Origin of the sequence: Nocardia sp. NPDC019395 (assembly GCF_040632335.1) — a bacterium.
Classification (GTDB): domain Bacteria; phylum Actinomycetota; class Actinomycetes; order Mycobacteriales; family Mycobacteriaceae; genus Nocardia.
This window is the reverse complement of sequence record NZ_JBEYBT010000001.1, coordinates 551,027-565,899: the sequence shown is the minus strand read 5'-3', so window position 1 is coordinate 565,899 and position 14,873 is coordinate 551,027. Positions and strand designations below refer to the sequence as shown.

The following is a 14,873-nucleotide window of genomic DNA, read 5'->3' as shown; positions in this document are numbered from 1 at the left end:
GCCTGTCAGCGCTACACCCGCTCTTCCGGACGCTGGAACGCGATATCGCCACCGTCGAACGTATGACCACCCGCGGAATCTGCCCCCGCGCGGTGGATCCGACTAGTACGGTATAGCCACCGCATTGCTGCGGGGTGAGTCGGAGCGGTGGGAAAGGCGGGGCAGGATATGCACGATCCGGTATCGTCGGTGACCGGATTCATTCCGTCGCAGGCCGATAGGCCCGAACCGGCGGCGGGGGCCGGTCAGCTACCCAGGTACCTCCGGGGCGGACGGCACTATGCCACATCGTTGCTGACGACCAGTACCCGGGAGAATTCCGCGCCCGGACACGACCCGGATCGCATATCTCGGCGGCCCACCCTGGCCGCCCGCTATCTCAGCGCCGACCCGATCGACTTCGACGGCGCGATGGTCTATCCGATGTACAGCGAACAGCTGCCGACCCCCGCGTCGGCGCTGACCATGACACTGCTCTCGGCCACCCCGCCCGCCGGGCTGGGCAGTGTCGGTATCGGCCTGTCGGTGGTCGACGGCTATATCGACCTCGACCACCGGCACGTGGCCGGCGTCGATATCTGGCGTGACGCACTGGAGCGCGGTATCACTTTCGATCTGGCCGCGAACGCGCCGGGCGCCCTGTTCGCGCTGACGCCGGTCTGGACGAATTCCGCAGGCGAACCCCAATCGTGGTCGGGTAATTACGGCATCGTGGTCGAACGGACGGAGACCGGCCGCACCGTGTTGTGGTGCAGTATGGGCGAGGGACCGCCCCATTTCGCCGATCTCGTGGTGGAGGTCCGGAGTACGTCGCTGGATCCGCATCCACAGCTCTTCATGTCCGGGTCCGTTCCGGCCGTGTCCATCCCGGCAGCCCCGGCCCCGGACGCCGCCCCTCATCGATACCTGCGCGTCGACCCACCCGCGACGGAAGCGGACGACGACAGTCCGGACCCGTGGGCAGCGCACTACGAGCCGGCCGCCGACGAAGTCGAAATACAGGGCTACCCCTGCAGTTTCGCCGATATCGTCCTGCCCACACCGGACGGCGGTGCCGGACCGGACGATCTCGAGCTCCCCGGCACGATGGTGCCGCCCGACGGGGCCGATGGCGATTTCTCCGGTTACGACGATCCGCTCGCCGCACCGGTTGTGATGCACGAATTCCCGGCCGGCGCCGATCCGGAGACATACCCCCGGACCGGGCGGCACGCATGGGTGGAGAACCCGGAAATGACGGGTCTGGTTCCGGTCGTTCGCGATACGGCGCTCACGGACTACGGCCCGGAACCGCCCCGTACCGCAGGCACCGCATCCGACCCCGGCCCGGACGCCACCCCGCTACTCTGCGGACTCGAGACAACGCCGGTGCTCGTACCGAGCGGCAGCGATCACTCCCTGGTCGACACCCTCGCCGACGATTCACTCGCTCCGGTTCCGCCCGGGAACGAAACGCAACCGGCGGACGAACTCGACGCCGACCGCCTGCACACACTCGGCGCGATCGCAGCTGCCCAGGGCGACGATGATCGGGCCTATCTGCTGTGGACGCGGGCCGCCCGCGCCGGGCACCTGGGCGCCGCCTACGAACTGGGCCTATTGCATATGCGCCGGGACGAACCCGAGGCCGCGGAACGGTGGTTGCGCGCCGCCGCCGGGCGCCGGCTGATCGCGGCCATGGCGGATCTGTCGATCCTGCTCGAGCATCGTGGCGTCGTCGCCGAGGCGCGAATGTGGCGCACCCAGGCCGTCGCCGAAGAGGTGATCGCCACTGCCACGCGTGCGCCGGCCGGCGAATCCCTTACCGGAGCACAACGCTGACCCACGGTTACAGCGGGAAAACCGGTGGAAACCGAGGCGGGTCACGGTGAGGATAGCGGTGTTCCGATGAATTTCGGGTGCCGCACCGGTCCGAGATGGTGATGCACCCGCCAGGTCAGCCCTTGACCTAAACCATTGTCGAGGTTGTTGAGTTCATGAGTATGGAAGCCCCGAACCGCACCGCTGCCGAGGCGCCTCCCCGCCTCGACCTCGCCGACCCCACGGTCCGGACCTTCGCGCAATTGCTGCTGAACGTCCTGCTCGTATCGTTCATCAACTTCACCATCTGGTTCGCCATCACGTTCTTCGTCTACCTGCAGACCCACTCCGTGTTCGCGACCGGCATGATCGCCGGGATCTTCCTGGTCGCCATGGCCGGAACGGGAGTGTGGTTCGGCAGTATCGTCGACCACCACCGCAAGAAGGCGGTGATGCAGGCGTCCGCACTCATCTCCCTGGCGATCTACGCGGTCGCGCTGACGTTCTACCTGATCACCCCCGCAGCGGAATGGCGGGATCCGGCGAGCGTACGTCTGTGGGTTCTCATCGTGCTGCTGATGGCCGGTGTGATCGCCGGTGGCCTGCGCACGATCGCCCTGCCGACCGTGGTCACCGCGATGTTCGACGCGCACGTCCGGGACCGGGCCAACGGTCTGGTCGGCACAACGACCGGGATATCGCAATTGGCGACCTCGGTCGCCAGCGCACTGCTCGTGGGCTGGAACGGGATGCTGGGTGTGCTGGTGATGGCTGTTGTCGTTCTCACCGGAGCCGTCCTGCACCTACAGCCCCTCGCGCTGCCGGAGGCGCTGGCCCGTGCTGCCGCCGAGGGAGAATCCAAACGCATCGACCTGCGCGGGACGGTCCGCATCGTGCGCGGTATCCCGGGGATGATCCCGCTCATCGCGTTCTCCGCGCTGAACAATCTGCTTTTCGGTGGGCTGATGGCGCTCATGGACCCGTACGCCTTGTCGATGATGTCGGTACAGGCCTGGGGCATCATCTGGGGCGGGCTGAGCGGGGTGATGATCGCCGGCGGTCTGCTCGTGGCCAGGGCCGGCACTTCGTCGAACCCGGTACGGCTGATCCTGCTGATCAATCTGGCGCTGTGGGCCGTGATGCTGATTTTCCCGATGCGGGATTCGGTGTTGTTACTGGTGGGCGGAATGGCCGTGTTCATGGTGCTCATGCCGTTCGCGGAAGCGGCGGAACAGACCGTGTTGCAGAAGGTGGTGCCGTACCAGCGCCAGGGCCGGGTCTTCGGCTTCGCGCAGAGCGTCGAACAGGCGGCCTCTCCACTCACCGCGTTCCTGATCAGTCCGCTCGCGCAGTTCTTCTTCATTCCGTTCATGTCCGACGGTTCGGGCGCCCGGTGGATCGGCGGCTGGTTCGGTACCGGCGAAGCCCGGGGTATGGCCCTGGTGTTCGTACTGCTCGGCGTCCTCGGCCTGTTGTTCACCGGATACGCGCTCGGCAGCAAGCACTATCGCAATCTCAGCCGCAGCTACCGCGCGGGCTCGACCGAACCACCCGCGACGAATCCGAGCACCACAGCGGACGATGACACCCCGGCTCGCGGCGCCGATGAGCAGATGACGGTCGAACCCGGTACCGATCTCGCTGCCACGTTCGCCGAACTGGTGACGGACGAGCAGCGCGGCGATCCGGGTCGCGAGCCGGCCGGGGCCTGCTGAACCCCACCGCACAGCGTTGTCCGCCGGTCCTGGACCGGTGATCGGCGTTGTCCCCGCCATGACGGGCTGTCCCGCGAATGCCGGGCTCATGCGAGGCCGTAAACCCTTGGACGGAGTCTCGGGGCCCGCCCTAGAGTGGCCGCCATGGGAACTTTGTGCTCCAGCGGAGCGTGCGCGGGCGTCGCGCATTACATCCGCCTGCGCACGGCAGCTCGGACTCTGCCGGCGCCCTCCACACTCCGCTGACCGGACGGTTCGTCCCCGAAACGGGACTTCCCGGCCGTGCGTGATACCGGCTCATCCAGCCGGTATCACATCGCGATCACTCGGCGCTCCGGCGCCGCTCACAAGCCCCGGCATGGGTCCGGGCGAATCAGTGCACCTCGATTCGGCCCGCTTCCTCCGGAGGACCCCATGTCCCGCTCCAGCACACGTCGTTCCGGCGTGTCCGCGACACGAAAGTTGTTGTCCCAGAACTTCCTGACCGAACCCGCGACGGCCCGCCGCATCGTGGCGGCCGCCGGGATCGGCCGAGACGATCTCGTCCTCGAGATAGGCCCGGGCGACGGCATGCTCACCCACCATCTCCTGCATCGCGCCGAGCGGGTGGTGGCCTATGAAAAAGACCCGCGCTATGCCCGCAGGCTCGCCGCCCGGTATTCCGGCGACGACCGAATCAGTATCGTATGTAAGGATTTTCGTATCGTCGAGCCACCGGCGGACCCATTCGCCGTCGTCGCCAATATCCCCTTCGCGGCGAGTACGGATATTCTGCGCTGGTGCCTGGCCGCTCCGCGGCTCACCGCGGCCACACTGCTCACCCAATACGAATTCGCCCGTAAGCACAGCGGCGATTACGGACGCTGGACAAAGTTGACCATCACCCACTGGCCGGATTCGGTACCGGCTCTGGGTGAACGGGTCGGCCGTCACGAATTCTTCCCGGTGCCCCGCGTCGACGGCGCGGTATTGCGTATCGTCCGCCGCCCGGTCCCATTGCTTCCGGCTGGTGCCCGCGCCGATTATCGGCGCATGGTGGAACTGGGTTTCTCGGGACTCGGCGGATCACTCGCCGCCTCCCTGCGGCGGGTCCACTCCGCCCGGGCGGTAGGCGCGGCCTGCGTGGCGGCCGGTATCGCGACCGGCCTCCCGGTGGGGCTGGTCGCGCCCGAGGCCTGGATCACGTTGTACCACCGTCTGCACGATTCTGCCTCCCCCAGCGGGCCGGCACAGACCGCGCGCAGGAAGCCCCGGCGACGACGCTGACCCCGGATACGACGACGGGGACGAACCCACGATGGATTCGTCCCCGTCGCCCTGGGCGACTGTCCCGCCTACACCGGCGTGTACTCGCGGGCGGCGATATATTCCGGCCGCCGCGCCGGTGCGGCGAACGGTTCCTCCAAAGTGTTCTCCACACTGTTGAACACCAGGAAGATATTCGACCGCGGGAACGGCGTGATGTTGTTCGCCGACGCGTGCATGATGTTCGAATCGAACAGCAGCGCCGAACCGGCCGGGCCGGTGAACTGCTCTATCCCGTATTTATGGGCCATTTCGGTGATATCGGATTTGCCCGGTACCCCGATTTCCTGCTCACGCAGGGACTCCCGATAATTATCCGCCGGCGTTTCGCCCTGGCAGGGCACAAACGACCAGTGTGAGCCGGGCATCAGCATCAGACTGCCGTTGTACGGGTAGTTGTCCGTCAACGCGATCGACAGACTCACCGCCCGTGGCGCGGGCATACCGTCCTCCGCGTGCCAGGTCTCGAAATCGGAATGCCAGTAGAAACCCGTGCCGAACCCGGGCAGATAGTTGACCCGGCTCTGGTGGATGTACACATCCGATCCCAGAACCTGCCGGGCCAGGTCTACCACCCGTGATTCGCCCACCAACTCCGCAACCGCCGGGCTCAGCCGGTGCACATCGAATACCGAGCGCACCTGCTGCGACGATTTCTCCACGATGAGCCGGTCGTCACCCCGCAGTTCCGGAGCGCTTGCCAGCCGGTCGATCTCGGTGGCGAACTCGGCCACCTCCTCGGGGCTGAGCAAGCGCTCCAGAATTGCGTAACCGTCGGCATCGAACGCAGCCAGCTCCGCGTTGCCGATCCGACCCCACACAGTAGCGTCGTGCCGCTCCTGCTGCGGCGCGCGCTCAGCGGTTCTGGTCGGATAGCGATCGATCCGATTGTCTACCAACGTCGTTCGTCCTTCCTCTCAGGTGGTCGGAACGGCGATCAACGGATAAACGCCGTTCTCGTCGTGAACCTCCTGTCCCACGACCGGAGGGTTGAACACGCACAGCATGCGCATCCGTGTCCGCGCCTGCACCTGGTGCTTCTCGTGCCCGTTCAGCAGGTACATGCTGCCCGGGGCGAGTGGGTAGGTGCGGTCGTTGTCCAGATCGGTGAGGGTGCCTTCACCCTCGACCAACCAGACCGCTTCCACGTGGTTCTGGTAGTGGAAGACGTGGGTGGTGCCGGCATCGATGGTGGTCTCGTGGAACGAGAACCCGACCAGATCACCGCCCAGCACGATTCGCTTGCTCCGCCACCCATCGGCAACGATATCGCGGTCGGTGCCGGTGATCTCTTCGGTGGTGCGCACGATCATTCTGGTATTTCCTTTCAGCTGCAGACAGTTTGGACGGAATCGCTCAGGATGCGAAGACCGTGGTCGAGTTCGTCGTCGGTGACGGTGAGCGGCGGCAACAGTTTGACAACTTCGTCCGATGCTCCCGAGGTCTCGGCGAGCAGGCCACGTTCGAACGCGACCCGGCAGACCTTGTTGGCCTGGGAGGCGTCGTCGAAGACCAGGCCGTGCACCAGGCCGCGGCCCCGAGTGGTTATTCCCGGTACGGCCACGGCGATATCGTTCAGCGCCGTGGCCACCCGCTTACCCTTGGCGACGGTGGACTTCTCCAGAACATCATCGGACCAGAAGTGCTCGAGCGCCACCTGCGCCGTCACGAAAGACGGATTGTTACCACGGAAGGTGCCGTTGTGTTCGCCCGGTGACCACACATCGTGCTCCGGCTTGAACAACACCAGCGCCATCGGCAGGCCGTAACCACCGATCGACTTGGACAGGGTCACGATATCGGGGGTGATCCCGGCCGTTTCGAAGGAGAAGAACGGACCGGTGCGCCCGCAACCCATCTGGACATCGTCGACGATGAGCAGGATCCCGCGCGCCGAGCACAGGCTGGCCAGATGCCGCAGCCATTCGGCCCGCGCGAGGTTCACCCCGCCTTCACCCTGCACCGTTTCCACGATCACGGCGGCCGGACGGTCCAGCCCGGACGAGGAATCGTCGAGCACCCGCTCCATCCACTGGAAATCCGCGGTGGTGCCGTCGAAGTAGCCGTCGTAGGGCATCGGCGTCGCATGGTTGAGCGGCACACCGGCACCGGCCCGCTTCATGGCGTTACCGGTCACCGACAGCGCCCCCAGCGTCATACCGTGGAACGCGTTGGTGAAGCTGAGGATGGTCTGGCGGCCGGTGATCTTGCGGGCCAGCTTCAGGGCCGCTTCCACCGCGTTGGCGCCGGTCGGGCCGGGGAACTGCACCTTGTAATCCAGGCCACGCGGCGCCAGCAGGGTGTCGCGCACGGTTTCCAGTAGCTTGCGCTTGGCGACCGTGGACATATCCAGGCCGTGGGTGATGCCGTCACCTGCGATGTAATCGATCAACGCCGACTTCAGCAGCGGATGGTTGTGGCCGTAGTTCAGTGCGCCCGCACCGGCGAAGAAATCGAGGAAATCCCGGCCGTTCTCGTCGCGGAGCCAGGTCCCCTGGGCGGTCTCGAACACCGTCGGCCAGGAGCGGCAGTATCCGCGGACATTCGATTCCAGGTCGTCGAAGATCGTCGTTTCAGGGGTAATCATGTGTGAACCCTTTCGTTCTCACGGGCGATCGGGGAGATGGTGTAGAGGTCCTCGGCGGCGTGACTGTCCGGGAACACATCGGGTTCGAACAGTTCGCTGCGCACCATTTCGGCGCCGCGGCGACGGGCCAGCGAGGCGAACATGGCAATCGAGGCGGGGTTATCGGGGGATACGGTGGTCTCCAGCGCGTCCACGGCACCGCCGACCGGATGGTCGGGGGCGGTGACGGTGGCGACCAGCCAATCCAGCATGGCGACCCCGGTACCGCGGCCACGCTGGTCGGCGTCCACGGCGACCTGCCATACGAACAGGGTTCCGGGCGCCTCGGGTCTCAAATAGCCGGTGACGAAGCCGACGACACGGCCGTCGCTCTCGGCGACCACCGATGTGGCGGCGAAATCTCGGCACCACAGAAGATACGAATAACTCGAATTGACGTCCAAGACCTGCGACTCGTCGGCGATCTGCCACAACCGCGCGGCGTCCGTGATCCGCGGCGCGCGCAGAGTCACGCCGGTACTGGCGGGCTCCGCATCGGTCGCGGCGGACGAAGAGGTCGAGCCGGTGCCGGTGGAACCGGCGGTCTGCGCGCCGGTCGAACCGGCGGTCTGCGTGGACTCAGTTTGTAAAGACATACAACTCCGATGTCTGCTTGCAGTACTTTCCCAGGCTTACGAATGAACTTTGAGGTGGCCTGGTCGAGTTCTTTACGATTACGTTACGAGCTTGTGACGCCCCTCTCGATCGATAACAGGAAGCCGGATCACGAAACGGGCGCCCCCACCGGGACGTTCCGTGCATTCGACCCGGCCGTGATGAGTGGCCACGGTTTCGGCGACCAGCGCGAGACCGATACCCGTTCCACCGGTGGTGGAACGCCGGCCCGCACGTGAGGTCGCGAAACGTTCGAAAATTCGGTCGCGGTCGGTGGACGCGACACCGGGGCCGGCATCGTCCACCTCGATCACCGCCTCCGCACCGTCTCGGCGGACTGTTACAGCGACAGCTCCCCCGCCGTGCCGGTCAGCGTTCTTCAGCAGGTTCACAACGGCGCGCTCGAGTTCCAGTTTACGGCCCAGCACGGTGACCTCGTCGGCGACTGTGAGCAGTTCGGCAGGCCGATGACTGTCCCGCAACGTGTGGACGAGCAGGTCAGCCACCGAAACCGGGTCGGCATCCCCGTGATGCATACCCGCCTCCACACGCGCCAGAGCGAGCAGATCGTCGAGCAGACGGCGCAAATGCTCCACCTCGGCGGTCACCAGGTCCAGCGCCTGACGCGACCGTGCGGGGAGATCCTCGCGATGGCGCTCCAGTACACCCACCGCCGTGGTCAGCGTGGTCAACGGGGTGCGAAGTTCGTGACTCACATCACCGAAGAGCCGATGTTCCCGCTCGATCCGGCGCTGCAGCGAATCGACCATTCGATTGAACGATGCGACGGTGCTGGACAGGTCCTGGTCGTTGCTGTCCGGCAGTCGGGTATCGAGTTCGCCCTCGGCGATGAGTGCGGCCGCCTCGGCGACGTCCCGCAGCGGTTTGAGCATCCGCCGGCTGACCCAGACCCCCACCGTCGCACCGACCAGCGCCGCCACGAAGGCGCAACTCGCCAGCAGCGCCGGTCGATGATGCAGCCGTTCGCCGAAAGTACGGTTCTCATCACCGACCACGGCGAATACCGCCAGCACCAGAACCAGCGCCATCAGGCCGGAGGACGCCGCGAACGCGGTCGTCACCCGGCTGCGCAGGCTCCAGGGTCCCGGATCGCGCGCGACCCGGGCCGTACTCGCTACGTTGATCATCGCTCAGCGCTGCACGTCCAGCCGGTACCCGAGACCGCGGACGGTGACCACGATCTGCGGATCGGAGGGATCTCGCTCGATTTTGGTGCGCAACCGGCGCATATGCACATCCACGATTCGTTCGTCGCCGAAGAAACCCCGGTCCCAGACCCGCTCGAGCAGCACATCGCGGCTCAGCACCCGGCCCGGTGCATCGGCCAGCTCGCACAGCAGCCGGAATTCGGTGATGGTGAGATTGATTTCCTCGTCGCCACGGCGGACCGCTCCGCCGTCCGGGGACAGGATCAGCGGTTCGACGGGATCGGCGTCCAGAACGACCTCGATCGGCGCCTCGCGTTCCACGGACAGCCGGGCACGGCGGCGCAGTGCGCGCATCCGTGCCGTGATCTCTTTGACCTCGAAAGGCTTTGTCACGAAATCATCGGCGCCGGCCTCCAGCGCGGCCACCACGTCGTGGGTATCGTCGCGAGCGCTGACCACGATGATCGGGACATCGTGATCACGACGGATCTCCCGGATACAGGTGAATCCGTCCATACCGCCGAGCATCAGATCGACGATCATGACATCGGGCACGCCGATGGTTCGCAGATGGGTGAGCGCGGCCTCGGCTTCCTCGGCCTCCGCGACGTCGTAGCCCTCGTCCTCCATGGCCAGGCGCAATGCGCCCCGGACCCGGTCGTCGTCTTCCACGATCATCAGGTTCGCGCTCAATATTCAATCCCTTGCAGACGCACGTGGCGTGCCGCGACGCGGGTTTCGCATCCCCAAACCGACGCGACAGCCCGCTACTCAGTTTACTCGAGCAACCTTCCGGTTATACGGGTAGCCGCAACGTCCGCGAAGTAAACCCCCGCAGTGAAATACCTCACTGTCAGATATCGCGCGTATGCTCCAGGCGGAAGAAATTGCTCGGGGTACCGTCTGCGCGAAGTTCCTGGTACCGGAAGCTCAGTTTGCGTGCGTCGAACGTCGCGAACCAGTCGGCCCAGCTGACCGGCTGGAGTACCGCGCCGCCGTAGTGCGGGAAGTCCAGGCGCAGGACCCCGACCTCACCGTCGTACTGGCTGCCGGGCGTGGTCGCCGGGTTCGCACCGCGCCGCTGTGCCCACTGGCGGATGACCTCGTGATTCGTGGTGACCATGGTTGTTCCGGGAGCGGCGGACAGGCCACCCTTCATGACGAACCTCCTTGCGGTAGGTGCGTGCGTCCTCACCCGCATGACCCTCGGTGGTCACACCGGCTTTCGGAACTTGTACCCGGCTTCGCACTTTTGCAAACACAGCGGACATACAGATGTCCGGGTGTCAGGCACGCACGACCCGATCCGACCGAAGCGAACGGATGATCACGCCTACGGTTGCCCGCGGTTCGCCCGAATCGGGCGACGGGTCACCGGCCGCCGGATATCGGGGCCAGGGCCACCGTGATGTTATCGCTGCCACCACAGACGACCGCGTAGTCGACGAGTGATCTGGCGCCTTCGGCGGTAGGGACACCGAGCACCCGCCGGGCCAGGTCCACCGGCCCCGGCAGGTAGTTCCACAACCCGTCGGTGCACAACAGGAGCGCACCCGGCCCCTCTACGAAATAGGTGCGGATACTGTCACCGGACCAGGGCTGCTGCCCGGCATCGGCGCCCAGCCAGCGCATCAGGGTATGGGCGCGTGGATCGGCCATAGCGGTCTGTTCGTCCATCGCGCCGGCCTCGATGAGCGTCTGCGCCCAGGAGTCGTCCACGGTGAGTTTCTGCGGCCCGGTCAGGTGCCCGGGGTATCCGGGGCGGGCCGGCAGTTCGGCGGGAGTATCCCCGGACGCCAGCCAGTAGGCGCGACTGTCGCCGATATTCGACACGGTAACCGAGATACGGCCGTCCGGCTCGGAGCGCACGATCGCCGATACATAGGTGCACGACGGCGCGTCCCCGTCCGGCCCCACCAGATTGCGCACCGCCTCCGACGCGGCCGCCATTCCCGCGGCGGTTGCCTCTTCGGCCGTACGATCGCCGGCCAGTGCCGCCAGGCAGGCATCGACTCCGGTCCGGACAGCGGATCCGGAGGCCGCCTGAGGATCCGGCGAGGACGAGACACCGTCGCACACCACCAGCACAATGGTCTGCGGTTGCCCACTGTCGTCGGGAACCACCGCGGCGGCCACCGCGTCCTCGTTGCGCGCGTGCAGGATTCCGCGATCGGTGACCAGGCCCGCCACCCCGAGATCGGCTTCGAATCGGTCCTGGACACGATGCGGCTGATCACAGGACGGGCAGCGCGGGCCCCGGCCCTGGGTGCCGCAGTGCACGCACACCACCTCGGCGAGACCGTCGTCCGGTAAGGCCACGCGATGGATACCGGGTGTGACCAGCTGGCGTGGGACGGTCCGCTCCGCGGCCGCGGCCCGGCGCCGAGTGTCTATCGTGTCCTTGACCGCCGGCATGGGTTCGGTCACCGCATCGAGAATGTCAGCGGACTCCGTCCGCCCGGCGTTCGGATCCGGATTCATCCAGCTGCCACATTCCCGAGTAGTTTCCGGTGCACCCCGACCCGGGTACCGCGAGTCCGCACACCGCCCCCCTTCATTCGACCCGATCCGTACTGACGATCGACGATAGTACGCGGTCGCCGGGCGGGCGAGTTCATCCGCGCTCCCCTACTGCCCGGACCGCTTTGCGCGCTGCCACCAGCACCGGATCCCAGACCGGCGAGAAGGGCGGCGCATAGCCGAGATCGAGTGTGGTCATCCGGTCCACCGTCATCCCCGCGGTGAGCGCGACCGCCGCGATATCCACCCGTTTACCCGCGCCCTCCCGGCCCACGATCTGCACTCCCAGCAGCCGCCCGGTGAGCCGTTCGGCCAGCATTTTCACCGTCATCGGCGCCGCATCCGGGTAATACCCGGCGCGACTGGTGGATTCGATCGTCGCGGTGACGTATTGCAGACCCGCCAGCCGGGCGTCCTTCTCGCGCAATCCGGTTCGGGCGACTTCCAGATCACATACCTTGCTCACCGCGGTGCCGACCACGCCGGGAAAGGTCGCGTAACCGCCGCCGATATTGGCGCCGATGATCTGACCGTGCTTGTTGGCGTGGGTGCCGAGCGCGATATGGCGGCGCATACCGGAGACCAGATCCAGCACCTCCACACAATCGCCCCCGGCCCAGATGTTGTCGTGGCCGAGCACGCGCATGGCCGAATCGGTCAGCAGCCCACCGTGTCCGCCGAGCCGCAATCCGGCCGCACGAGCCAGTTCGGTCTCCGGGGCGACCCCGATTCCGAGTACCACCACATCGGCCGGATACTCCCGGTCACCGGCCACCACAGCGCGGACCCGGCCGTCGCCGCCGGTCCGGATCTCGGAGACCTCGCTGTCGCCGGCCACGGTGACGTCCAGCCCGCCCAGCGCCGCGCGCACGAGCGCGCCCATATCGGGGTCCAGGGTCGACATCGGCTCGGTTCCCCGGTGCACGATGGTGACGTCGAAACCCCGGCGGATCAACGCCTCCGCCATCTCGACCCCGATATAGCCCGCACCGACCACCACCGCACGGCGGCCGGTGGTGGCGGCCAATGTCGCGATCAGGGACTCGCCGTCGTCCAGGGTCTGTACCCCGTGCACGCCCGGTGCGTCGATTCCGGGTAGCGCCGGCCGGATCGGACGGGCGCCGGTGGCGAGAACGAGTTCGTCGTAATCGGTCCAGGTTTCGGCGCCGGTCGCCAGATCCCGGGAACGGATCCGGGATCCGGGGATATCGAGTTCGACGACCTCGCAGCGCAACCGGACGTCGATCTGCCGGGAGCGATGCTCCGCCGGCGTCCGCGCGATCAGCTCATCCCGATCCCGGACGTGCCCACCGACCCAATAGGGGATACCGCAGGCCGAATACGAGGTGAAATGACCTCGCTCGAACACCACGATCTCCAGGTCGTCCGCGGCCCGGTAGCGGCGTGCCTGCGAAGCCGCCGACATACCCGTCGCATCGCCACCGACGATCACCAACCGCTCGGTCATACGTTCAAAGTACTCAGCAGTCGGCGGTACCGGGTCGAGGCTGTCCGCTCAGGCCGAACGGGAGCCGATCAGTGGCAGGCGGCTCACGCCGGTGCGCCCCGGCCGCCGGGAACCGGTGGTCTGCTCGCCCGCCCGGTCGGTGAAGGTCAAGATTCCATCCTCGATCGGGCTTCTGCGCAGGTAGGAACGGTCCCGGAAGTAACTGTTGACCACCTTCCAGGGGCCACCGGTACCCTGCCGCGGCATCACCGCGTCGCCGCGCTGGATATAGCCCGAACTGAGCGCACCACCCATTACCGAGACCTCGGAGCGATCACTGTCCCGTGCGGCGACCGCGAACCGCGTGTATCCGTGATCCCGCATCCGGTTCAGCACCCGGCAGAAGTACTCCGCGGCCAGGTCGGCCTTCAGGGTCCAGGAGGCGTTGGTGTAGCCGAGAACCATCAACGCGTTCGGCACACCGTCGAGCAGCGACCCCTTGTACATGACGCGGTCCCGGGTCACGACCGGCTCCCCGTCCACGTCGAGTGTGGCGCCGCCCAGGATCTGAATGGTCAGCCCGGTCGCGGTGACGACGATATCGGCCTCGATCTCCTCCCCGGAGCTGACGCGGATACCGGTTTCGGTGAAGGTGTCGATGGTATCGGTGACGATGGATGCCTGACCACGCCGCAGCGCCTTGAACAGATCACCGTCCGGCACCACGCACAGCCGCTGATCCCACGGTGCGTAATTCGGGCTGAAATGCCGCATCTCGACCGCGGTGCCGACCGCCATCCGCACCCAGTTCAGGAACAGTTTCCGGGCCAGGGCCGGTTGTTTACGCGACAGCTGATAGCTCGCCTGCTGGACCGCGATATTGCGCGCGCGGCCGACCTGGTAGGTGAGTCCGGCCGGGGATTTGACCTTCGTCAGCCCGACGGCAACCGGATCTTCCGCCGGGATCGAGGCGATATAGGTGGGTGAACGCTGCACCATCGTCACATGGGCGGCGTCGCCGACCATCGAGGGCACGAGGGTGATGGCGGTGGCACCGCTGCCGATCACCACGACTTTCTTCCCGCGGTAATCCAGATCTTCGGGCCAGTGCTGTGGGTGCACGATCTGCCCGGTGAAGTTCTCCTCCCCCGGGAAGGACGGACGGTGACCGTTGTCGTAGTCGTAGTACCCGGTGCATCCGACCAGGAAGTTACTGGTCCAGAGTTCCTCGGCGCCGGTCGCTTCGTCGATCGCGCGGACGGTCCACTGATTCTCCTGACCGGACCAGCTCGCCGAGACGACCCGCCGCCCGAACCGGATATGCGGGGTGACCCCGTACTCGTCGGCGGTTTCCTCGATATAGCGGCGGATGCCGGCACCGTCGGCGAGCATTTTCGTACCGCGCCAGGGGCGGAAGCCGTAGCCGAAGGAGTACATATCGGAGTCGGACCGGATCCCGGGGTACCGGAACAGGTCCCAGGTCCCGCCGATGGCCGACCGCCGTTCCAGGATCGCGTAGCTGCGTCCCGTCTTCTCCTTCTCGAGATGACAGGCCACGTCGATACCGGACAGCCCGGCTCCGATGATCAGTACGTCGATATGCCGCGTCATTGCGTTCCTCGTCTGTTCGTGCCCGGGTCGTCGTCGATCATGACAGATACCTTTATATGTAACCC

The 14,873-nt window shown here is 66.3% G+C and carries 13 protein-coding genes; 3 read left to right on the top strand and 10 right to left on the bottom strand.

Going from position 1 to position 14,873, the window contains the following annotated elements; all coding sequences use genetic code 11:
* Positions 1-168 precede the first annotated feature (168 nt).
* The 3 genes from ABZ827_RS02580 to erm all read left to right on the top strand — a co-directional run bounded on the left by ABZ827_RS02580 (position 169) and on the right by erm (position 4,781).
* A complete protein-coding gene (locus ABZ827_RS02580) occupies positions 169-1,821 on the top strand; it encodes a hypothetical protein (protein ID WP_357231764.1) in 1,653 nt (550 codons plus the stop codon).
* 155 nt (positions 1,822-1,976) lie between these two features.
* The gene (locus tag ABZ827_RS02575) at positions 1,977-3,515 is read left to right on the top strand and encodes an MFS transporter (RefSeq protein WP_357231761.1); all 1,539 of its coding nucleotides are present in this window, start codon (positions 1,977-1,979) and stop codon (positions 3,513-3,515) included.
* A gap of 444 nt (positions 3,516-3,959) precedes the next feature.
* A complete protein-coding gene (gene erm, locus ABZ827_RS02570) occupies positions 3,960-4,781 on the top strand; it encodes a 23S ribosomal RNA methyltransferase Erm (protein WP_357231758.1) in 822 nt (273 codons plus the stop codon).
* Between the two features lie 68 nt (positions 4,782-4,849).
* Here the strand turns inward: erm and thpD are convergent, their stop codons facing one another.
* The 10 genes from thpD to ABZ827_RS02520 all read right to left on the bottom strand — a co-directional run bounded on the left by thpD (position 4,850) and on the right by ABZ827_RS02520 (position 14,808).
* Complete coding sequence (gene thpD, locus ABZ827_RS02565) at positions 4,850-5,719, bottom strand: ectoine hydroxylase (RefSeq protein WP_357231755.1); 870 nt, start codon at positions 5,717-5,719, stop codon at positions 4,850-4,852.
* Between the two features lie 18 nt (positions 5,720-5,737).
* Positions 5,738-6,133, bottom strand: a complete 396-nt coding sequence (locus ABZ827_RS02560) for an ectoine synthase (RefSeq protein ID WP_357231751.1) — start codon at positions 6,131-6,133, stop codon at positions 5,738-5,740.
* A 14-nt stretch (positions 6,134-6,147) separates the two neighbouring features.
* Positions 6,148-7,407, bottom strand: coding sequence for a diaminobutyrate--2-oxoglutarate transaminase (gene ectB / locus ABZ827_RS02555; protein WP_357231748.1), 1,260 nt, complete (start codon positions 7,405-7,407; stop codon positions 6,148-6,150).
* The gene (gene ectA / locus ABZ827_RS02550; protein ID WP_357231745.1) at positions 7,404-8,042 is read right to left on the bottom strand and encodes a diaminobutyrate acetyltransferase; all 639 of its coding nucleotides are present in this window, start codon (positions 8,040-8,042) and stop codon (positions 7,404-7,406) included. Before ectA ends, ectB begins: the two co-directional genes overlap by 4 nt.
* 78 nt (positions 8,043-8,120) lie before the next feature.
* A complete protein-coding gene (locus ABZ827_RS02545) occupies positions 8,121-9,209 on the bottom strand; it encodes a HAMP domain-containing sensor histidine kinase (protein ID WP_357231742.1) in 1,089 nt (362 codons plus the stop codon).
* Positions 9,210-9,212: 3 nt separating this feature from the next.
* Complete coding sequence (locus tag ABZ827_RS02540; RefSeq protein ID WP_357231739.1) at positions 9,213-9,923, bottom strand: response regulator transcription factor; 711 nt, start codon at positions 9,921-9,923, stop codon at positions 9,213-9,215.
* Positions 9,924-10,083: 160 nt separating this feature from the next.
* Complete coding sequence (locus tag ABZ827_RS02535) at positions 10,084-10,389, bottom strand: hypothetical protein (protein ID WP_357231736.1); 306 nt, start codon at positions 10,387-10,389, stop codon at positions 10,084-10,086.
* A 212-nt stretch (positions 10,390-10,601) separates the two neighbouring features.
* Positions 10,602-11,657: a protein phosphatase 2C domain-containing protein gene (locus ABZ827_RS02530; protein WP_357231733.1), complete on the bottom strand. Its 1,056-nt coding sequence runs from the start codon at positions 11,655-11,657 to the stop codon at positions 10,602-10,604.
* A 187-nt stretch (positions 11,658-11,844) separates the two neighbouring features.
* Entirely contained in the window at positions 11,845-13,218 is a 1,374-nt protein-coding gene (locus ABZ827_RS02525) for an FAD-dependent oxidoreductase (protein ID WP_357231730.1), read from the bottom strand.
* A gap of 48 nt (positions 13,219-13,266) precedes the next feature.
* The gene (locus ABZ827_RS02520) at positions 13,267-14,808 is read right to left on the bottom strand and encodes an NAD(P)/FAD-dependent oxidoreductase (RefSeq protein ID WP_357231727.1); all 1,542 of its coding nucleotides are present in this window, start codon (positions 14,806-14,808) and stop codon (positions 13,267-13,269) included.
* Positions 14,809-14,873 lie beyond the last annotated feature (65 nt).

What these genes read in the sequence shown, in the direction of transcription:
- ABZ827_RS02545 (WP_357231742.1), bottom strand. Translation starts at nt 9,209, where the DNA reads ATGATCAACGTAGCGAGTACGGCCCGGGTCGCGCGCGATCCGGGACCC.
- ectA (WP_357231745.1), bottom strand. Translation starts at nt 8,042, where the DNA reads ATGTCTTTACAAACTGAGTCCACGCAGACCGCCGGTTCGACCGGCGCG.
- ABZ827_RS02520 (WP_357231727.1), bottom strand. Translation starts at nt 14,808, where the DNA reads ATGACGCGGCATATCGACGTACTGATCATCGGAGCCGGGCTGTCCGGT.
- ABZ827_RS02525 (WP_357231730.1), bottom strand. Translation starts at nt 13,218, where the DNA reads ATGACCGAGCGGTTGGTGATCGTCGGTGGCGATGCGACGGGTATGTCG.
- ABZ827_RS02580 (WP_357231764.1), top strand. Translation starts at nt 169, where the DNA reads ATGCACGATCCGGTATCGTCGGTGACCGGATTCATTCCGTCGCAGGCC.
- ABZ827_RS02535 (WP_357231736.1), bottom strand. Translation starts at nt 10,389, where the DNA reads ATGAAGGGTGGCCTGTCCGCCGCTCCCGGAACAACCATGGTCACCACG.
- ectB (WP_357231748.1), bottom strand. Translation starts at nt 7,407, where the DNA reads ATGATTACCCCTGAAACGACGATCTTCGACGACCTGGAATCGAATGTC.
- ABZ827_RS02575 (WP_357231761.1), top strand. Translation starts at nt 1,977, where the DNA reads ATGAGTATGGAAGCCCCGAACCGCACCGCTGCCGAGGCGCCTCCCCGC.
- ABZ827_RS02560 (WP_357231751.1), bottom strand. Translation starts at nt 6,133, where the DNA reads ATGATCGTGCGCACCACCGAAGAGATCACCGGCACCGACCGCGATATC.